At 70.1% G+C, this 21,349-nt stretch carries 11 protein-coding genes; 5 read left to right on the top strand and 6 right to left on the bottom strand.

The annotated features are described in order from the left end of the window. Positions 1–103: 103 nt before the first annotated feature. The 6 genes from FBZ89_RS22020 to FBZ89_RS22050 form a co-directional block, all read right to left on the bottom strand. A complete protein-coding gene (locus FBZ89_RS22020) occupies positions 104–712 on the bottom strand; it encodes an ECF-type sigma factor (protein WP_145752210.1) in 609 nt (202 codons plus the stop codon). Positions 713–884: 172 nt separating this feature from the next. Further along, positions 885–1,898 carry a helix-turn-helix transcriptional regulator gene (locus tag FBZ89_RS22025; protein WP_145752213.1) on the bottom strand — a complete coding sequence of 338 codons (1,014 nt, stop codon included), beginning with the start codon at positions 1,896–1,898 and terminating at the stop codon, positions 885–887. 123 nt (positions 1,899–2,021) lie between these two features. Continuing rightward, on the bottom strand, positions 2,022–4,871 hold the full coding sequence (locus FBZ89_RS22030; protein ID WP_145752214.1) for a serine/threonine-protein kinase: 2,850 nt from the start codon (positions 4,869–4,871) through the stop codon (positions 2,022–2,024). A gap of 145 nt (positions 4,872–5,016) precedes the next feature. Continuing rightward, positions 5,017–7,062: an alpha/beta hydrolase domain-containing protein gene (locus FBZ89_RS22035; RefSeq protein ID WP_145752216.1), complete on the bottom strand. Its 2,046-nt coding sequence runs from the start codon at positions 7,060–7,062 to the stop codon at positions 5,017–5,019. A gap of 56 nt (positions 7,063–7,118) precedes the next feature. Next, positions 7,119–8,303 carry an AGE family epimerase/isomerase gene (locus FBZ89_RS22040; protein WP_145752218.1) on the bottom strand — a complete coding sequence of 395 codons (1,185 nt, stop codon included), beginning with the start codon at positions 8,301–8,303 and terminating at the stop codon, positions 7,119–7,121. Between the two features lie 281 nt (positions 8,304–8,584). Further along, positions 8,585–9,811, bottom strand: a complete 1,227-nt coding sequence (locus FBZ89_RS22050) for an ROK family transcriptional regulator (protein ID WP_145752222.1) — start codon at positions 9,809–9,811, stop codon at positions 8,585–8,587. 390 nt (positions 9,812–10,201) lie between these two features. Between FBZ89_RS22050 and FBZ89_RS22055 the strand changes: the two genes are divergently transcribed. The 5 genes from FBZ89_RS22055 (at position 10,202) to FBZ89_RS22075 (ending at position 21,329) form a co-directional block, all read left to right on the top strand. Then, positions 10,202–15,067, top strand: a complete 4,866-nt coding sequence (locus FBZ89_RS22055; protein ID WP_145752224.1) for an alpha-2-macroglobulin family protein — start codon at positions 10,202–10,204, stop codon at positions 15,065–15,067. A 56-nt stretch (positions 15,068–15,123) separates the two neighbouring features. Further along, positions 15,124–17,169, top strand: coding sequence for a penicillin-binding protein 1C (gene pbpC / locus FBZ89_RS22060; RefSeq protein ID WP_246172453.1), 2,046 nt, complete (start codon positions 15,124–15,126; stop codon positions 17,167–17,169). 73 nt (positions 17,170–17,242) lie between these two features. Beyond that, positions 17,243–18,904 (top strand): alpha-L-fucosidase, encoded by a 1,662-nt coding sequence (locus tag FBZ89_RS22065; RefSeq protein ID WP_246172456.1) that lies wholly within the window; start codon positions 17,243–17,245, stop codon positions 18,902–18,904. 171 nt (positions 18,905–19,075) lie between these two features. Next, positions 19,076–20,407: a beta-1,6-N-acetylglucosaminyltransferase gene (locus FBZ89_RS22070; protein ID WP_186457506.1), complete on the top strand. Its 1,332-nt coding sequence runs from the start codon at positions 19,076–19,078 to the stop codon at positions 20,405–20,407. Then, complete coding sequence (locus tag FBZ89_RS22075) at positions 20,400–21,329, top strand: glycosyltransferase family 2 protein (RefSeq protein WP_186457507.1); 930 nt, start codon at positions 20,400–20,402, stop codon at positions 21,327–21,329. The genes FBZ89_RS22070 and FBZ89_RS22075 overlap by 8 nt, the downstream gene beginning before the upstream one ends. Positions 21,330–21,349: the final 20 nt, after the last annotated feature.

Raw genomic sequence — 21,349 nt, forward strand, 5'->3', positions numbered from 1 at the left:
GCCCCCGCAACCAAGCACAAACCCCCGCCCGCGTAAGCCGGCGGGGGTTTTGATTCTGGGCCCCTTGGGCGATCGGATCGGGACAAGAACCGGCCAGTGACGCTCAGGCCGGTTCCAGCCGGGCCTTGTCGCCAGCGCCAGCGCCCTCTTCGGCATCCATGGACAGGGTGTGCAGCAGCCACGCGCGGGCTTTGGTCCAGTCGCGGCGCACGGTACGGTCGGTGATGCCCAGGGCTTGGGCGGTTTCCAGTTCGCTATAGCCGGCGAAGAAGCGGCATTCCACCACCCGCGCCAGGCGCAGGTTCAGGGCGGCCAGACGGCCCAGGGCGTCGTTCACTTCCAGGATGCGGGCGTCACTCTCGGGTGACCCGTGTGCCAGCAGGTCGTCGTCCAGGGGCAGGGCGGCGGCCCCGCCGCCCCGCTTGGCCGCCAGGCGATCACGGGCGCGGTTCACCAGGACATGGCGCATGGCCAGGGCCGAGGCGCGCAGGAAATGGCCGTGGTCGTTGAAGCCGGCGGTCCCGCGCAGCTTCAGATAGGCTTCATGAATCAAGGCCGTGGTCTGCAGGGTGTCACTGGCCGGCAGGCGCCGCCGTTCCCGTCGCGCCAGGCGGTGCAGATCCTCATAGAACAGCGGCAGCAGGGCGTCGGCCGTGCGGACGACGTCGGGATCATCGCTGGGGACGATCAAATCCTGGAGGGTGTCGGACATCGGGTCGGTGGGGCAGGGCGGCAGTGACATTGGGATGCGAGGGACATGGGATGCGGCGGATAAACGCCACAGAACTAGCATAGCCACACTCTACTGCGGTGCGCCAACATCCGCGCCGCTTCCGATGGCAGACGCCCGTTTGGTCAAGCCCGCCCCATGATCCGCCCCCGTCTTACCGCAGGTCACGCCGCCACGCCCCGGGCGGCTTGCCGACATGCTGGGTGAAGACGCGGGTGAGGTGGGACTGGTCACTGAAGCCGCAGACCATGGCGATTTCCACCAAGGGCATGGCGGATTCCGCCAGCAGGCGCTTGGCATGTTCCAGCCGGCAGGCCGTCAGCCAGCGGTGCGGCGTCTCCCCCACCGACTGGCGGAAGGCCTGCAGGAAATAGCCGGGCGACAAGCCCAGCCCCATCGCGATTTCCCGCAAGGATCGTCCATCCCGGATGGAGGCCAGCAGCATCTCCTTGGCCAGCCGTTCCTGGCGCGGGCTGAGGCCGCCCCGCATGCGGACCTGCTGTTCCAATCCGCCATAGCGCTGGGCGATGTGGGTGCAGAGCGCCAGGATGACGTGTTCCACGAAGAACGCCCCGCCGGTGCTGTTCTTCAGGGCGGGCAGCAGGCAGGCACCCAGGCGCAAGGCATCCTCGTCCACCTTGCCGTCCGGGCAGGCCAGGGTGGAGATGAGCCGGGCGTCATAACGCCGGGACAACTCGTTCAGCGCCGCCCGGGGCACGCAGATCGCCAGCATGTCGAAGGCGGTGGTCATCAGCCAGCGCGGCTGTTGTTCCAGGTGGACGATGGAAACGCCGCCGGCGGCATAGGCGCCGATGGACGCCTCCCGCCCCTCCCGCCAGGCGCGGTGGTGAAGCAGGGGAACCAACTGCAGCAGGACAAGGAAGGTGTCCTCCGGATCGAACGGCAGGGTGGGACGGTGATCGTCAGACGGCGAGTGCAGGCGCGTGACGTTGAGGCTGGCGTCGGCGTGACGGCAATCCACCGACAGGCGGGGGCCCGCCGGCAGATGAAAGCGCCGCGCCAACTGGGCGATCTGGCCGCTGGTCTTGTAGCTCCCGAGGCCGGCGCTGTCGCTGACGGACAAGTCCGCGGCATCGTCGGCGGGAAAGGCGTGGGGCAAGCTCAAGGCGGCCGCGGGATAGTCGGCCTGAAGGGCGGGATACGACATGTCCGGGACTTCCTTCCAGGTGGCGCCGAGGTTTCTTTGCTGGGCACTCTGTTCGGCGGGTGAACACACCCGAAGGAAAACCCGGTGGCCGGATCAAACCGGACAGGGGGGCATATAAATTTTTTAATGCGGCTGGTTTTCCCTCCCGGCGGCGGCCATCGCGTCCTGCGCCTGGCGGATGAGCGGGCTGTCCGGCGCGTCGGTGCGCTGGGCGTCGGCCAATGCCGCGGCCGCGTTTTGCGCGGCGCCCGCCCGGTCGCCGGCGGCCAGGCGCACCGCGCTGCGGGTCAGCAGCAGGCGGGTGTGGATGCGGACATCGTGCGCCGCGCGCAGGCCATCATAGGCGGCCTGGGCGCGTTCGATGTCGGCTTTCGCCTCCGTGACCTTTCCTTGGCCCAGCATCAGTCGCGCCCGCCCGGTCCAGGCGAGGGTCGGCGTGATGGATGTGAGGCGCAATTGCGCCTCATCACGGATGGCGTCGTCGAACACCCGCGCCGCGTCCTCCGCGTTCCCCTGGGACAGCAGGTACCATCCCCACTGGCCGCGCAGATCCTGCGTGTCCTGGCCGTTGGGTTCCTTGGCCATGTTCTCCGCCAGCAGCTGGGACAGCAGCACGCGCGCGTCATCCCGGCCCAGCTGGGCGCTGGCCAATGCCAGCGCCAATCTCAGCCGCCGCATGTCGCGTGGGTCATCGGGCTGGCTTTCAAAGATGGGCCGTAGCCGTTCCAGGATGGGTAGCGCGTCGGCCGCCCGGCCTTCCGCCGTCAGGCTGTTGGCGTACAACAGCTGGACCTGGGCGGCGGTGGTGCGGATGTGGGGCGAATCCGGTGTGGGGTTGTCGCGGATTTGCGCCAGCAGCGTCTCGTAAAGCGCCAACGCCTCGGCGCGTCGGCCCAGTTTGTGCAATAACTTCGCGCGCTGGGCCAAGGCGAACCAGTAAGAGGGACCGACGCCCCCCGCCGCCAAGGCCAGGGGGCCGGCCCGCTCATAATTCCGCAGCGCTTCCCCGGTACGTCCCAGGCGCTCGAAAACGATGGCCTGGTTGACCAGGATGGGAGCGAGTCCGACGCCGTCCGCCCCGTCGGTCGCCAACCGATGATCAAGGGCTTTCTGATACAGCCCCGCCGCCACGGCATAATCACCCGTCTGCATGCGCAGGATCGCCGCGTTCTGCAGGGCCCGGATATAGTCGGGGTCGTCGGGCGCGCGGCGTTCATAGAGCGCGACCGCATGGTCCAGCGCCTGCCGCCGGGCCGACTGGCTGTCGGGTCCGCTTTTCAGCAAGGCTGCCTGCGCCATCCACCACTGGGCGCGATATGCCGTCTCGTCGCGGCCGGAGGTGCGCAGCATGGTGTCCAGGGTCGCCATGACCTGCCGCGCCTTGCCCATGTCGTAAGCGGTGATGGCACCCCAGGCCTCGTCAAACAGGGAGTCGATGACGACGGGATGATCGTTACCGTATAGCTTGCGGCCCAGGTCGGTTCGTTGGGCGGCAATCCGGGTGGCGCTTTCGGCGTCGTCCAGTGACTGATAAAGCTGACGGGTGATGCCATACAGCTCCAGGGCCAGGCCGGGGTCTTGCGCGAATTCCCGCGCCACCCGGCGCGCCCCCAGATCCACCAGCTTTTCCGCCGGTACGTCGCGTCGGCGCCGGTCGGTGGGGAAACCCGCGTCGGTGGCGCCGAACAGGCTGACGACGAAGGCCTTGATGGTCTCCGCCCGGGCCACAGCCTTTTGAGCGCGCGAATACTGCCAAGTGACCCCACCCAAGCCGCCCAGCACGGCCAGGGCAAGCAGTCCGGCGGCCATCAGGGGCAGGCGATGGCGCTTCATGAAGCGGCCCAGGATGTAGCGTCGGGAACCCGACCGGGCGGAGACCGGCAGGCCATCGCGCATGCGCTCCACATCGCGCGCCAGGGCATCGACGGTCCCGTAGCGCTGGGCCGGTTCCTTGCGCAAGGCCTTGGCGACGATGGCGTCCAGGTCGCCCACCAGCTTCCTCACCGGCACCGGCGGGGGACCATCGGCCCGCGCGGCGAATTGGGACAAGGGCGGCGGCACCTCCTGCAGAGCGGCGCGGACGGCCAGCGCCAGCGGCATGCCCTCCAGCGTCCACGGCCGCGCGCCAGCCAGCAACTCATAGAGCAGCATGCCCAGGGCGTAGGCATCGGTGGCGGTGCTGACCGGGCCGCCCAGCAACTGCTCCGGCGCGGCATAGCCGGGGGTGAGGGGGGCCAGCAGGGTTTCGGGGGCGCCCCCGTCGCCGGTGACGATGCGCTTGGCGATGCCGAAGTCCAGCAGCTTCACCTGCCCCTCGGGCGTCACCAGGACGTTGCCGGGCTTCAGGTCGCGATGGACGATCAGGTTGCGGTGGGCATAGGCCACCGCGTCGCAGACGGCCAGGAACAGCGTCAGGCGGCCGTCCAGCCCAATCCCGCGATCGCGGCACCAGGCGGTGATGGACTGCCCCTCCACCAGTTCCATGACCATGTAAGGCTGGCCGTCATGCAGTCCGCCGTCCAGGATGCGGGTGATGCCCGGATGGTCCAGGCGCGCCAGAATCTGCCGTTCCGCCTGGAAACGGTCGATGTGCTCCACCGCATCGCGCCGGATGAGTTTCAGGGCCACCTGCTGCTCGAAATGGCCGTCGGCGCGTTCCGCGCGATAGACCTCGCCCATGCCGCCGCGGCCGATCGGCGCGATCACCCGATAGGCGCCGATACGCTGGCCCGGCGACAGCCCGGTGAAGGGCAGCGGCGCGATGCCGTCGACCGGGCCGAGGCAGGCCGGCCGGTCCAGCCACGTCTCGTTCCGCCCCGCCTGCGCCAGCAGGGTGCGCAACTCGGCCAGCATGATGGCGTCGTCGCCGGCCAGGCGCAGCAAGGCCGCCGGGCGGTCGCTCGTGGGTAAATCCAGCAACTGATCCAGCGCCGCCTCGATCTGGGGCCAATGGGTCTTGGCGGTCAGCGACATGGATATCCCTTTCCGGTGAACAGCGGCAATTTTCCACCATATCCGGGTAGGAACATTGAAATCCCTAGATTATTCCGGAAATGAGCGTTGCGCCCGGCGAAGCGATTCTTACCATCGAACGCTCTGGTCGCGGCGAGGGGGCGGCTCATCCGGGAAAGAGATAGCCGCAGCCGGTATCGGCCGGATCGTGGGCCATGATGCGATCATAGAATGCGCCCTGGTCGGCCAGAAGGCTGTCCGCCTCCTCCGCCAGCACCCAGCCGGCGGCCACCTCGCGGGCGATGGCGGCCTGCGCCTTGGCCAGGAAATCCTGGCGGCTGGCGTAGCGGGCGGCCAGCGAGGGCCGGGGGTCATGCGCCGCCGCCCGCTCCGCCTCCGTGCGGGCGAAGGGCACGAAGGACCCGTCGAAGCGGGTTTGGTAGGCGCCGAAGCCGGTCTCCGGCGCCCGCAGGTTCCAGCCGGTGTGGGTGCCCAGCGGCACCTCCAGCTCCACCTGCCGGATGCCGCCCCGGTCGTTGCCGTCGGCATCGGGGGCGGGCACACGGGTGGGGTAGGGCTGGCCCCGCGCCGGGGGCACGGTGTCGGCGATGCCCTGGCCATAGCGCGGCCCGAAATCCAGGCGCGGTGGCATCAGGGGGCTGAGCGGCGGGGTGAGGCCGGGCACCTTGGCGAAGGCGGCCTTGTAGGCGTCGGCGGTGACGAGGGTGCCGTCGGCCAGCGTGGGCACGGCGCTGTCCGGCGGCGGCGCCTTGCCCTGCACCCAGTTGTCCAGCGCCACCACCAGCGCGCGTTCCACCGGGTAATGGTTGGTAGTGTTGACGCAGGCGGTGTAGGGCCAGCGCTCATGGCTGCGGCCGACATAGTGCTGCGATCCCGCCAGCATGTAGATGCGGGCGGACGGGTCGATGGCGGCGTCCGCCGTGCCGTCCGGCGTGATGTGCAGCAGGGAGGCCGAACGGTTCCAATATTCCGCCGAGGTGTTGGCGAAGATCATCTTGGGCAGCGGTCCGGCCGCCCGCGCGCCGTCCAGCAGGGAAGCTGTTTGTTTCGTTACCGGATCGGTCGAGGGCACGGTGGTGAAGGGGAAGGCGTCGGAGAAATAGATCTGCTCCACCAGCGGGCTGAAGTGGCGGGTGGCCATACCGAAGCGCTGGTTGAAGGCGCCCTTGCCGGCGCCGGGCACCTGGGCATAGGCGCCATCGAAGGCCGGGCGGCCCTCCTCATCCCGGTTCCAGCCATTGTAGAGCATGGTGTCGATGACGCGCCCGGACTGCGAAATGCCGAAGATCAGGGCCCGGTCCAGCGGCTGTTGCCCGGCGAAGGGTTGGGTCTTGAAGAAGGACAGCAGGTCACGGATGCCGGCCAGGCCCACGCCCACCACGTACGGATCGCGGGAGGGGACGACCACCTCATAGATTTTGCCGGTCTGGAAGCCGCCCTCCATGCGCACCTCCACCGGCAGGCCGCCATCGGGGTTTTCCACGAAGGCCCAGGCGTCGCGGGCGATGGCATGGCGGGGCGCATCGGGGGCATCCCGCTCCGTCAGCACCGCGTCGGGGGCGCCTTCGGTGGCGAAGGGGTAGGGGACGCCCTTCATGCCGACGTAAGCTGCGGTCTCGGCCGGCTTATCGACGATGAACTCATAGGCCGCCTTGCCCAGGATGGGCTTGCCGTCCTTCTCCCGGGCCACCGGCGGCTTCAGGATGAAGGGCTTGTCGCCTGGCCCGCCCCTTTGAACGTCCCAGGTCCAGCCGGACCACAGCAGGGTGTAGCCGCGCTTGAAGAAGAAGCCGTTGCCGGTATCGGCCAGGGTGGTGGGGTCGTTGTGCGCCGGAACGTGGCCATTAACCTGGCCCAAGGCCGCGATGCCGCCCCGGTTGTTGACGTCATAGAACAGGGCGCCGTTGCGGCCGGCCGCGTTGGCGGGACGCAGCATCAGGAAGTCGGTGGCGAAGACGACATGGCCGTGGCCGTCCTTGGGCGCCAGGCCCAGATCGGTGATGCGCGCGTTGGCGGGCAGGGCGGGGTCCAGCGCGATCCAGGCCGTGCCCCGGATCTTCTCATAGGGGCCAACGGTGCCGAAGGGGACCCCGTCGGCCAGCACCGTGCGCTCCGTGATCTCCACCCGCTCCACCGCCGCCAGGGCGGGCGTGGCCGTCAGCAGCCCCATCAGGACGATCAAATGCCGCATTGTCGCTGCCCCAGTTATTGCTTGTGGCGCGAGGCTAATGCGGCGCCCGGCCGGGATCAACCGGGATAGCCTGCCGCGGCCAGCGCCCGGTCCAGTTCCTGGATGGCGCAGACGATGTGGTAGAAACTGCTGGCGGGGGCGGCTTCCTCGACGAAGGTGCCGTCGGGGTTCAGGCGGTCGCGCCACAGGCCCTTCACCGGGGTGTCGAAGTACTTCATCAGGCCGCGCCCGCCGTTGGCGGCCATGGTCCAGTAGGTGTCGCTGCGGTCGGCGTCGTCGCGGGTGGCCAGTGCCGCCAGCACGGCGCACTTGATGCGCTCCGTCTGCGGCCACAGGCGGGCGACGGGATCGTGGGGGGTGAGGTCGTCCAGCAGGGCGTTCATGGCCACGCCCCGCGCCGGGTCCACGCCCGGCCCCTCGCCCACGGCGATCATGCGCCAGGCGGCGTCGGCGGCCGCCTTGCTGCCGGTCAGCGCCGCCCAGCGCAGCATCAGCCAGGACCATTCGAACTGGTGTCCCGGCTCGACGATGCGGCCGGACGTGCCGGCCTGGGGCCGCCAGTCGCCGTCGAAGAATTCCTTCAGCCCGCCCATGTCGTCGTCGATGAAGCGGCTGAGCGCCAGGCCCACGATATCTTCCGCCAGGTCGCGCCAGCCGCCGTCGCCACCCTGCTCCATCCAGGCCAGCGACGCCTCCAGCATGTGCATATGCGGGTTGGACAGCAGCGGCAGGGTGCGGGGATGGCTCTCCTCGAACCCGCCCTGGGGGTGGTGCAGGGTGTCCAGCAGGCGCTGGCGCAGGGCCACGGCCATCTCCTCGGGCGTGCGGCTCTCCGGCGTGGCGCTCTGCGCGGCGGCGAGCGCGAACAGGGCGAAGGCCTGGTCGTACAGCACGACGGTGTCGTCCAGCGCGGTGCCGTCCGGCGCCACCTTGGTGCGGAACAGGCCATCGGGCCGGCGGTAGTGGTTCAGGAAGAAGGTCAGGCCATGCTCCGCCGCCTCGCGCACCGGGCCGTTCCAGCCGGACTTGGCGGCTACGGAATAGGAATAGACCTGGCGGGCCTGCACCCGGGCGCGGCGCGCGTCGTTGGTCGGCTTGCCGTCCAGCCCCAGCTTCTCATGGAAGCCGCCGTTCACCCGGTCCGCCCCCACCTCCCACCACAGGGGATAGGCCCGCTCCACCAGCCAGGCCTTAAGCTGGCCACGCACGGCGGCGGCGTCGAGGAGGGCGGCTGAAGGCATGGGAACGCTCCTTGAAAACCTGGGATCGGCAAGTCTGGAATCTGGCGGACCAGAGGTGTGCGGCGCCGCGCACGCCCGATGAATCGCCCCAGCGGGCGGGAGCGTCTTTGGCGTCCCCCGGGTTGATGAGCAAGCGCCGGCGTACAGCCGCGCCGATCTCACTCATGAGGCCTCGGCCGGCCAACGGCCACACATGGGGGCAGGACCATAACGCGGCATTTTAAAGATGAAAATTGAAATATTAGTCCGATAAAACCTAGACCCCGCCCCGGTTGGTGCTGTCACGCGGCGGCCGTCTTCATCAGGGCGGTGCGCGACGGCAGCAGGCGGTCGTTGAAGGGCAGGATGGCGGCCCCTACCGCCGGCGCGTCCATGGCGGTGGCGGCCCGGTAGACCGGGGCGATGACGGGGATGGTGCCGGCATGGGCCTGCAGCCGGTCGGTGATCAGCTGGGCTAGGCGATCCAGCTGGGTGGTGGGCAGGCGCCCGCCCAGGAAGACGGCTTCCGGGTTCACCAGGCAGCTGACGGCGATGATGGGCACGGTCAGCAGCTCCGCCGCCAGGTCCAACCACTGATCGACCAGGGCCTGGCCGGCGGCATCCAGGCCAGCCAATTCGTCCGGCTGGCTCAGCGGATAGCCGTTGGCCTTGAGGAAGGTGAACAGAGCGGACAGCGATACCGCCTCCTGCAAAGAGGTCGCCGGCGTGCGGGGGGAGGAGACGGGCAGGAAGCCGATCTCACCGCTGCGGCCCTGGGCACCGCGGAAATACTGCCCATCGATGACCATGCCGCCACCCAGGCCCCGGCTGATCAGGATGTAGAAGAAGCTGGGATCGTGCAGGCCGTGCCCAAACTGCAGCTCACCCAGGGCCGCCGCCGCCGCGTCATTTTCCAGGAAGACCGGCAGGGGCAGGATGGCGGAGAACAGCCGGGCGACGTTGACGGTGTTCCAGGCCTCATAGCTGGCGGGGCGGTTGGGCAGGTTCACCCGCCCCAGATCGTCGGGCATGGCGACCCCGATGCCGACGATGCGGTCCTGCGGGAAGGTGCCGCCGGCCTGCAGGGCGTCCACCTGTTCCTTGAAAAAGGCGGCCACTGTGTCGGGCAGGGGAAAGTCCACGTCCAGGGTGGCGCGATGGCGCACCTGGCCCAGAAGGTCCAGCACCAGCACGGTGACATGGTCGCGGTCGATATTGACGCCGATGGAGTAGCAGCCGTCGGGGTTGATGGCCAGGCGCATGGCCGGCTGGCCGCGCGCGCCGTGCAGGCGCCCCACTTCCATGATCAGGCCGTCGTTCAGCAGGCGCTTGGTGATGTTGGCGATGGCCGGCGCCGTCAGGCCGGTGATGGTGGCCAACTCAGCCCGGGTGATGGGGCCGCTGACGCGGATGGCCTGCAGCATGACCCGCTGGTTGTGATCCCCCGCCCGCTCCAGGTTTGTGCCCGACAGGCTGGCGCCCAGCGACGGGTGCAGGTCGGCGGTGCGGGAGGGCACGAGCGCGGACATCCGGGCAATTCCTTATTTAAATTTACAAGTTTATGGGCCGGGATGGTGGGGCATCGTCCGTCTGGACACAATGCGCATTTTCAAGGACGCCCACATCGGGGGCGCTCACTGCGACTCCGTCCTGGAAGCCAGGGTGGGACAGGCCCCCGCCGTCACGTTTCCCACCCGCCAAGCCCGCTTTCGGACCGCCCAGGGCGACTTTCATGCGTTTAGGGTCGCGGCCCGCAGAACGGCAAGCTGGCTGCGCGTCATAACCCTGATGGCGATACCCTGATGGCGATGAACGCCATGATTGCGGATCCGCCTTGACGCCGCCACGAAGCCGCCGCAACGATCGAGCGGCGCGGCACTTCCGCCGTCCGCATCCTCCCTCATATCCCGGGGTCTCGCATGAGACGCTGTGCCGCGTTCGTCGCCCGCCTGGTCACCGCCGCCCTGGCCTTGGCCGCCCCCCTCGCGTGCGCGCCTGCGCTGGCCGCCGGGCCCCTGGCGCCCTCGGGCAACCTGGCGCAAAGCGACACCGACGCCACCGGCGCCTGCGTCTGGTTCAACGGCGCGCTGGCCGAGAACCACGGCGACCTGTCGGGCTTCGTGGCGGTGGAGCCGGCGGGGGACGTGGCTGTCACCGCCAATGACCGCCAGCTGTGCGTCAGCGGTCTGGAGCCGGGCAAGGCCTACACCGTCACCGTCCGCGCCGGCCTGCCCGCCGCCGACGGCAACACCCTGCCCAGGAACCTCACCTTCCACCTGACGATGCATGACCTGCCGGGCAGCGTGCGCATCGCCGGCACAGGCTACGTCCTGCCGCGCGTGGGCAACGCCGGTGTGGCTGTGGAGACCGTCAACATCACCCGGGTGACGCTGGGCCTCTATCGCGCGCCGGAAACGGCGCTGGCCAACCTGTCCCTGAACCAGGACCCGACGGGTTGGAGCGTGGAGAGCCTGGTGAACGACAAGGTGCGGCCCGTCTGGACCGGCACCATGGAAACCAAGGGCGCGCAGAATAAGCGGACCATCACCAACTTCCCCCTGGACCAGGTGCTCAAGGACCGCCAGCCCGGCGCCTATCTGCTGGTGGTCGAGGATGAAAAGCTGGCCAAGGACCGCGACAACGCGACCTATGACCAGCGTGAGGCCCGCACCGCCGCCCGCTGGCTGGTCGAGACGGACATGGCGCTGACGGCGCTGACCGGGGGTGACGGCCTGACGGTCGTCGCCCGCTCCCTGGCCAAGGCCACGCCGCTGGCTGGCGCCCGGGTGGTGCTGCTGGGCCACGATTCCGGCACCTTGGGCGAAGCCAAGACCGATGGCGATGGCATCGCCCGTTTCCCCATCGGGCTGCTGCGGGGCAAGGGCGGAGCGCGCCCGGCGCTGGTGGAGGCCTTCGCCGGCGGCCCCTCGCTGATCCCCTTCGCCAGCACGCCAACCGACTTCGCGGCGCTGTCGCTGGAGCGGGCCGCCTTCGACTTCAGCGCCCGGGGTGCCGACGGTCGCCCGGACCCCGGTCCGCTGGACGCCTATGTCTATACCGAGCGCGGCGTTTACCGGCCGGGCGAGACCGTGCACGCCGCCTTCGTGCTGCGCGACGCCCAGATTCGCACCGCCGCCGTGGACATGGTGGCCGCCGTGGTTCGCCGCAGCGACGGGGTGGAGGCCGCCCACCTGACGGCCAAGCTGAGCAGCGGCGCCGGTACCGTCGATATTCCCATCAGCGCCGCCGCCCCGCGCGGCGAATGGACCATCAACCTGTACGTCGCCGGCGGTGACGCGGTGGTCGGCAGCGGGACCTTCGACGTACAGGATTTCGTGCCGGAGCGGCTGAAGGTCGCCATCGGCAAGCCCGCGACCCCGGCGCTGGCGGCGGGCCAGCCGGCCACGCTGCCGGTGGAGGCGCGCTTCCTCTACGGCGCCGCCGCCGGCGACCTGCCGGTGGGGGGCGAGGTGCGGCTGGAACGCGACCCCAAGCCCTTCGCCAAATGGTCCGACTTCGCCTTCGGCCGCGACGATGACAAGTTCGAGCCGCAGACGGCCCCGGCGGTCGATACCCACACCGACGGCGCCGGCAAGGCGGCGGTGGAATTCCCGGTGCCGGAGGCCGGGACCGCCACCGCCCCCCTGCACGCCGTCATCACCGCCGCGGTGGTGGAGCCGGGCGGGCGGGTGACGCGCGACCAGACGGCCCTGCCGGTCACCTATCGCGCCGGCTTCGTCGGCATCCGCCCCCTGTTCGCCAACCACCGGGTGCGGGAAGGAGGCAGCGCCGACTTCGACATCCTGGCGGTGGACGCCGCCGGCGTGCCGCAGGCGGCCAAGGGTGTGCGCTATACGCTGGCGCAGGCCGACCGCCACTACACCTGGTACCGCAGCGGCTTCCAATGGTCGTACAAGACCAGCGTGCAGTACCGGACGGTGGCCAACGGCACGCTGGACCTGGACGGCGCCAAGCCGGCGCGCATCAGCCAGCGCCTGGAGTGGGGCGAATACCGCCTGCTGGTGGAAAACCCGGCCACCGGCGCTGTCACCACCCAGTCCTTCTACAGCGGCTGGTACATGGCGGGCGCCAGCACCGACGCGCCGGACGTGGTACCCACCGCCCTGGACAAGGCGGCCTACGCGGCGGGTGAGACGGCGCACCTGCGCATTGAGCCGCCCTTCGCCGGGCAGATGCAGGTGGCCGTCGCCGGGCAGGAGGTCCGCATCCTGGCCACGCGCGCCACGGGCGCGGAGCCGGTGACGGTGGACATCCCGGTGAAGGCGGAGTGGGGGGCCGGCGCCTACGCCCTCATCTCCTTCATCCGGCCGGCGGACAAGGATGTAGGCCACCAGCCGGTGCGGGCCGTGGGCCTGGCCTGGATCCCGGTGGATTCCGGGGCCAAGGCGCTGGCGGTCAGCCTCGACGCGCCCAAGACCCTGCGTCCCCGGCAGAAGGTCGACGTGCAGGTGACGGCAGTGGGGGCCAAGGCCGGCGCCTACGTCACCGTGGCGGCGGTGGATGAGGGCATCCTGCAACTGACCCGTTTCCGCAGTCCCGACCCGCTCGCCCATTTCTTTGCCAAGCGCAAGCTGGGGGCGGAGATGCGCGATGATTACGGCCGCCTTCTGGAAAGTCAGGCGGGGCAGACCGGCGTGCTGCGCCAGGGCGGTGACGGCGGTTCGCCCGGTGGGGTGGGCCTGCCGGTGGTGCCCACCCGCACCGTGGCCCTGTTCTCGGGCCTGGTGGCGCTGGATGACAAGGGCCGCGCCAAGGTCACGCTGGACATCCCCGACTTCAACGGCAGCCTGCGCCTGATGGCGGTGGCCCTGGACAAGGAGCGCATGGGCATGGCCGAGGGCGCCATGACGGTGCGCGACCCCGTGGTGGCGGAGGTCATCCTGCCCCGCTTCCTGGCGCCCAACGATACCGCCGCCGGCACGCTGCTGCTGCACAGCCTCGAAGGGGCGGCGGGCGACTACCGCGTCACCCTGACGGCGGACGGCGCCCTGAAGCTGGCGGGGGATGCGAAGCGCACCATCACGCTGGCATCCGGCCAGCGGGTGGTGCAGCCGGTGGCCCTGGCGGGCGGTCCGGCCGGAATCGGCGGCCTGACCCTGGCGGTGGAGGGGCCCGGCGGGTTGAGGCTGGAACGGTCCTGGCCCATCACCATCCGCCCGGCGGAGGCGCCCATCGTCATGGCCGAGCAGCGCCAGCAGGCCCCGGGTGAGGCCTACACCCTGCCGCCCAACCTGCTGGACCTGTTCCTGCCCGGCACGGGCAGCATCGCCCTGTCCTATTCCAACCTGCCCGGCATCGACGTGCCCGGCCTGATGAAGGATTTGGACCTCTACCCCTATGGCTGCACCGAGCAGACCACCAGCCGCGCCCTGCCGCTGGTGGCCTTCCGCGACCTGGCGCGCCAGTTGGGGCTGGAGGGCAATACCAAGGACCCGGACAACCGGGTGAACACGGCCATCGACCGGCTGCTGCAACGCCAGGACAGCACGGGGGAGTTCGGGCTGTGGTCGGCGGGCGACGGCCTGGGCGGACCCTGGCTGCAGATGTATGTGTTCGACTTCCTTACCCGCGCGCGGGCGGCCGGCTATTTCGTGCCCGACGTGGCCATGCAGTCCCTGGCCGATTGGGTGACGCAGGCGACCGACCGGGGCGTGGACGCGCGGGGGGCGGACGGGGAGGCGATGGTCTACGGCCAGTACCTGCTGGCCCGGGGCGGACACGCCACCCCGGCCAACTTGCGCTACATCCACGATGTGACGGCGGAGCAGCTGTCCAACGGCCCGCTGGCCTACGCCCAGCTGGGCGCCGCCCTGCTGGCGGCCGGTGACAAGGCGCGGGCGGAGGTGGCGTTCGAGCGGGCGCGCAAGCGCCTGGGCCAGGGCTCGCGCGATTATTACAGCAGCCCGCTGCGCGACGCCGCCGCCACCCTGGCGGTGGCGGCCGAGGCGGGCAACGCCCCCCTGCAGGAAGCGGCGCTGCACCTGGCGCTGATGGGGCTGAAGGAGCCCTGGTATTACAACACCAACCAGAAAAGCTGGCTGCTGCTGGCCTCGCAGGCCATCCTCGCGAAGGGGCAGCCCATTTCCCTGACCACCACCGGCTATGCCAAGGCCGCCACCGGCCGCGCGCTCAGCTACAGCCCCACGCCGGCGCAGCTGGCCGCCGGCTTCGGCGTGGTCAACAGCGGCACGGCCGCCGTCTGGCGCACGGTGCAGATGCGCGGCGTGCCCAAGGAAAGCCCGGGCCCGGTGGCGGAGGGCATCAGCCTGACCAAGGAGGTCTACACCATGGACGGCAAGCCCGCCGGCACCGACCACGTCGCCCGCAACACGCGGCTGGTGGTGGTGCTGAGCGGCGTGCTGCAGCAGCGTGTGAAGCGCACGCTGGTGACGGTCGATCCCCTGCCGGCAGGGTGGGAGATCGAGAGCGTGCTGCGCCCGGCCAAGAAGGGCGCAAAGGCGCTGGACTGGCTGAAGAACCTCAGCCGCGCCGCCGTGGCGGAGGCGCGCGACGACCGTTTCGTCGGCGTGCTGGACGCGGGCCAACCCTCCTGGATTTACCGGGACGAGGATGAGGACGAGGATGGCGGCGGCGAGGCGGACGAGGATACCGGGCCCAGCCAGAACTTCCGCTTCGCTTATGTGGTGCGGGCGGTGACCCCGGGGCAGTTCGCCCTGCCGCCGGCCTCCACCCAGGACATGTACGACCCGGCGGCCATCGCCCGCACCACGGCCGGCCGCACGGTGGTGGACGCCGTGCCGTGACGCCGGAGTGGCGTTCCCGGCTGGTCCGGCGGGGGCTGGCCCGCTGGGGGAGGAGCTTGGGCATCGCGGCGCTGGCGCTCGCCCTGCTGGTCGTGGTGCTGGACCGGCTGTTCCCGCCGGACCTGCGGCGCTGGCAGGAGCGGTCCACCCTGGTGACGGACGAGAACGGGGAGGTGCTGCGCGCCTTCATCACCGATGACGGCGCCTGGCGGCTGCCCATGACCGCGGCGGAGGCCAACCCCACCTACCTGGCGCTGCTGCTGGCCTATGAGGACCACCGCTTCTATCACCATCCCGGTGTCGATCCGCTGGCCCTGGCGCGGGCGGCGGGCCAGGCCCTGCGCCATGGCCGCGTCGTCTCCGGCGGGTCCACCCTCACCATGCAGGTGGCGCGCCTGCTGGAACCGCGCCCCCGCACCGTGGTGTCCAAGATGGTGGAGATGGCCCGTGCCCTGCAGCTGGAGGCGCGCTATTCCAAGAGCGACATCCTGGGCATGTACCTGACCCTGGCGCCCTTCGGCGGAAACTTGGAAGGCGCGCGGGCGGCGTCGCTGGCCTATTTCGGCCGGCCGCCGGCGGCGCTGACCCCCGGGCAGGCGGCCTTGCTGGTGACCCTGCCGCAATCGCCCACCAAGCGCCGGCCGGACCTGGCGCCGGCGGCGGCCCGTGCCGGGCGCGACGCCCTGCTGCGCCGCATGGCGGCCAAGGGCGTGCTGAGCCGCCAGGCGGCGCGCGAAGGCATGTCGGAGCCGCTGCCGACAGACCGCCGCCCGCTGCCCTTCCTGGCGCCCCACCTGGCCGACCGCCTGCGCCGGGCCGCGCCGCCGGGCAGCGTCATCGCCAGCACCCTGGACGCCGGCCTGCAGCGGCGGGTGGAGGCCACGGTACGCGGGACCCGGGATACGCTGGAGCCGGCGGCGGAGGTGGCGGTCCTGGTGATGGAGATCGGCAGCCGCAAGGTGCGCGCCTATGTCGGGGGCAGCTTCACCGGTCCCTTCGGCCAGGTGGACATGGCGGCGGCGCCACGCTCGCCCGGGTCGGCGCTGAAGCCCTTCCTCTACGGCCTGGGTTTCGAGGCGCTGCCGCTGCACCCCGAGACGCGCATCAACGACGTGCCTACCGTGTTCGGCGACTACGCGCCCCGCAATTTCGACGGCGGTTTCCATGGCCTGGTCACGGTGCGCGAGGCCCTGCAGCAGTCGCTGAACGTACCGGCGGTGAAGGTGCTGGACCGGCTGGGCCCCGCCCGCTTCCTGGGACGCCTGCGTGAGGTGGGGGCGCAAGTGGTGTTGCCCCGGCCGGACGCGGCCCCCGGCCTGCCCCTGGCGCTGGGCGGCCTGGGGCTCAGCCTGGCCGATCTGACCAATCTCTATGCCGACCTGGGGGATGGCGGCCAGGCCCGACCGCTGCTGCTGACGCCGTCCGAGGCGGCGGGGCCCAAACGGCCGGCCAAGCGGCTGATGGGCGCGGTGGCCGCCTGGTACGTGGCGGACATCCTGTCGGGCACGCCCCGGCCGGATGGGCGGGCGGCGGTGGGCGGCCGCTGGGTCGCCTATAAGACGGGCACGTCCTACGGGTTCCGTGACGCTTGGGCGGTCGGCTTCACCCCCACCCATGTGGTGGGGGTGTGGGTGGGGCGGCCGGACGGCACGCCCCGGCCCGGCGCCGCCGGCCGCGACATGGCGGCCCCCCTGCTGTTTCATCTGGTGGACCTGCTGCCCGACCGGGGCACGCCGCCCGAGCCGCCACCCGGGGTGCTGGAGGCCGGGCCCGGCCACGCCCTGCCGCCGGCCCTGGCCCTGTTCGACCGCGGGACGCCGGGTGGCAGCCTGGCCGCCGCCGCTGCCCCGCTGCGCATCGCCTTCCCGCCGGATGGGGCGGAGGTCGAGCGCACGCCCGGCCGCGACGGCGCGCCCGTGCCGGTGCCGCTGGAGGCCCTGGGCGGGCGGCCACCGCTGCGCTGGCTGGTCAACGGCCTGCCGCTTCCGGACAGCGCGACGGGGGAGGGGGCGGATTGGATTCCCGACGGCATCGGTTTCGCCGATATCGCCGTCATCGATGCCGCCGGCCAGCGGGCCAAGGCGACGGTGCGGGTTCGCTGAGCGGCGCGGATGTGCGAGGCTGGGCCCCCTTGGTGATGACGGCCCGTTGATGATGCAGGAGGACCACCGACCCATGACGCCCCCCTCCCGCCGCCGGCGCCGCCCGTGGCGCGCCATCGCGCTGCTGGCGATGATCGGCCTGTCGGCCCCAGCCCTGGCCCCCGCCCTGGCCCAGGGTACGGCCCAGGGTACGGCCCCCACCGCCGCCGCGCTGACCCCGGCGCAGATGGACGCGGCCTGGCGCCAGGGCTCCGCCAAGGCGGCGCATGAGCGCGAGGTTCTGCTGAGGAAGGTGGCGGCGGGTGACACCGCCGGGCCCTTCCGTCCGGACTGGGAATCCCTGCGGACCTGGCGGGTGCCCGAATGGTATGCGGATGCCAAGTTCGGCATCTTCATCCATTGGGGCGTCTATTCCGTGCCCGCCTTCGGCAGCGAATGGTATTCGCGCCGCATGTACATCCAGGGCAGCAAGGAATATCGGCATCATCTGGCCGTTTACGGCACCCCGGACAAGTTCGGCTACAAGGACTTCATCCCCTTGTTCAAGGCGGAGAAGTACGATCCCCGCGCCTGGGCCGCGCTGTTCCGCGCGTCCGGCGCCCGCTATGTGGTGCCGGTGGCGGAGCATCATGACGGCTTCGCCATGTACGCCACGCGCTTGTCCGACTGGTCGGCCCTGCGCATGGGGCCCAAGCGCGACCTGATCGGCGACCTGGTGCGGGCGGTGCGGGCCCAGGGCCTGCACCTGGGCCTGTCCTCACACCGGGCGGAGCATGACTGGTTCTTCGGCGAGGGGCGCAAGATCCCTTCCGACGTGAACGACCCGCGCTACGCCGACTTCTATGGCCCGGCGGAGGCGCGGCTGACGGCGGAGGACACGGGAGACACCCAGCTGACGGGTGACTTCACCTACGTCTCGCAGGCCTGGCTGGACGACTGGACGGCGCGTACGGCGGAGTTGGTGGAGGATTACCACCCCGATCTGATCTATTTCGACTGGTGGATCAGCCACCCGGCCTTCCGCGCCACCCTGCCCAAGTTCCTGGCCTATTATTACAATACCCAGGGGCGACATGGCGCCTCGGCGGTGGTGAATTACAAGGAAGGGGCGCTGGCGGCGGGCAGCGGCGTCGCCGACGTGGAGCGGGGCCTGATGCCGGACATCCAGCCCCGCGTCTGGCAGACCTGCACCTCGCTGGGCGATTACAGCTGGGGCTATATCGAGGGTGAGCAGTACAAGTCGCCGGAGCGGATCATCCACCTGCTGGCCGACATCGTGTCGAAGAACGGCAACCTGCTGCTGAACATCGGTCCCCGCGCCGATGGTACCATCCCGCAGGAGGCGCAGGACAGGCTATTGGCCATAGGCTCGTGGCTGAAGACCAATGGCGAGGCGATCTACGGCACACGCCCCTGGTATCGATACGGTGAGGGACCGGCCCAGATGACCGCCGGTTCCTTCAAGGAAGGCCAAACTGACAAGCCCTTCGGGCCCGAGGACTTCCGCTTCACCACCAGGGGCGACACCCTCTACGCCATCGAGATGGGCTGGCCCGAGGATGGCCAGGCCTTGATCCATGCCCTGCCGGCGGGAGAGCCGGTGAAGGCGGTCACCCTGCTGGACGGTGGCGCGGGCACTGCCGTGCCCTACCGCCAGGACGGGGACGGCCTACATCTGGCTGTGCCCAAGCGGGCGCCGGGCGACTACGCCTACGTCTACCGTATCGAGCGCTGAGGTGCTGACTCCGACGCCTGACGGCGTGGCGTCGCCGACCGTGTCGTCATCGACGCCGCCGGCCGGCGGGCCAAGGCGACGATACGGGTGCGTTAGCTGGCATCCGGCGGGCGATTGGTTTTATAAGGCGTATGGATGGACCTTGAACGGGTATGCGGGAACAGCGGCCTCATGGCGAATTGCTACTTCATCAGCTGTCACCGCGCGCAGGATCACGTCGCCGACCTGTTCCGCTTTCTCTATCGGCCGGACCACCTCTACGTCATCCACTGTGATCCCAAGGCACCGGCCCCGCTGCGCGATTTGGTCGCCCGGCTGGCGGCGTGTTTCCCCAATGTAGTGTCGTTGCCGGCGCAGCCCTACAGCTGGGGCGGCTATTCCATGGTGACGACCCTATGGCGGGCGCTGGAGGCGGCGCTGGCCCATGCGCCGGACTGGTCGCATTTCTTCTGGCTGAGCGAGCAGCACCTGCCCCTGTTCGCGCAGGAGGATACGCGCTGGACGCTGGAGGCCGGCTGTTCCTACAGCGATGCCGCCCCCGTGGCGGGCATGTGGTCGGGCGGCCAGGCGGATGTGCTGCATCGCTTTTCCCTGAACTTCCGAGAACTGCCCGGCGTCGGCGCCTTTCCCACCGGCCCGCAAGCCGTCGACTGGACGATGCCGCCGTACCATGGCAGCAACTGGATGGCGCTGGATCGCGGTGTCTGCGCCCTGATGCTGGAGCGCGCGGGGCCGGCGGCGGACCTGTTCGCCCATTCGGTGCAGCCGGATGAAACCATGCCGCAGACCCTGCTGATGGCCGCCGCGGCGGAGGGGCGGGCACGGGTGCGGGGCTGGAACCCGACCTACGTCGCCTGGCCCAACCTCTGCGGCAATCCCGACATGCTGTGCACCATGGACAACGTGGCCGCCGCCCGGGCGGAGGGGCGGCTGTTCATCCGCAAGCGTCCTCCCGTGATGCCGGAGGCGATGCGGGCGGAGGTGGAGGCCATGGCCGCCTTCAGCGACGCGGCGCTGATGGAGCGCTTGGGGATGGCGCCGCCAATGCCGGAGACGCGAGCGGCCCTTGCGGGACCGTTGATGGCGCGTGTGGCGGCCCTGGCGGCCGGTCGGCAGGGCTATGTCGTGGAACGGTTCGACTGTGCCGAACTGAACAACGTGCCCGCCTTCTACGTCACCATGAGGCCGCCGGCGGGTCCCGCCACACCGCCGGGCCTGCGACTCTGCGTCCTGTCGGAGGATATGCGCACCTTCAAGGTGCTAATCGTTGTGCGCCCGCCGCCGGACGGGGACTGGGCGCCCGTCGCCGTGGGACCGCATCAGGCCTATCCGCTGCGCTTGCGGGTCTACGGCCTGTTTCTGGAACGGGAGGTGGCGGTGGCGGAAGAGGCGGATGCCGGTTTCGTCATGCTGGGCGACGACGGTGACTTGGTACCGTTGGACGACACCATCCGCCGCTATCTGCTGCATATGGATGCGCTGGCGGGGCCGCCCGATGCCTGAGGGCGCGCGCATCACCCTGTGCGCCATCGTCAAGAATGAGGGCGACTTCCTGCTGGAGTGGGTGGCGTACCATCGGCTGATGGGTGTCGGCCGCTTCGTCATCTATGACAACGGCAGCATGGACGGCAGCCGTGACCTGTTGGATCGCATCGCTGCCCGGGCCGGCATCACCGTCATCGACTGGCCGTCGGCGCATGGCGGCGATGTCCTGTCCTTTCCCGAGGCCCGCGACCTGGTGCTGTCGCTGACCGATCCTCGGGACTTCAACTGGTGGGGCGACACGGCGGTGGGCCCCCAGTTGCGGGCCTACAATCACTTCCTGGCCTATTATGGGGCGGAGGCGGACTGGGTGCTGTTCATCGACGCCGATGAATTCGTCGTCAGCCGCCAAGGCCTGTCGTTGCCGGCGCTGGTGGCGCGCTATGCCGAGGATCCGGCGGTGGGCGCCGTCGCCCTCAACTGGCGCTATTTCGGTTCCAACGGCCTGCTGGAACCGGATGGCCGCCTGGTGATCGAGCGTTTCACCCGCTGCGCCCCCGTGGTCTTCAGCGGGCATGTGCACATGAAGACGCTGGGGCGGGTGTCGGCGCTGGACCGCATGCTCATCCATTCCGGCCGTCTGCGGGACGGATACTGTCAGGTGAACGACATAGGCACGCCGGTGGATCTGCGCGATTTCGCCTTCACGCCCACCATTTCCCACGCCCAACTGTACATCCACCATTATTCCGTCAAGTCACGGGCGGAGTTCGCGCGCAAGCGGGCGCGGGGGCGCGCGCCCTTCCCGGATGGCCATGCGCATAAGCGTGAGGGGTTGGACGATGAGTATTTCCAGCGCCAGGACCGGAATGAGGAGGAAGACCTGGCGCTGTTCCATCGCGTGGAGGCCGTGAAGGCGGAAATGGCGCGCCTGCTCGGCTAAGAAGGCGCCGCTTTCAGACA

It is taken from the genome of Nitrospirillum amazonense (assembly GCF_007828045.1).
Taxonomy (GTDB): domain Bacteria; phylum Pseudomonadota; class Alphaproteobacteria; order Azospirillales; family Azospirillaceae; genus Nitrospirillum; species Nitrospirillum amazonense_C.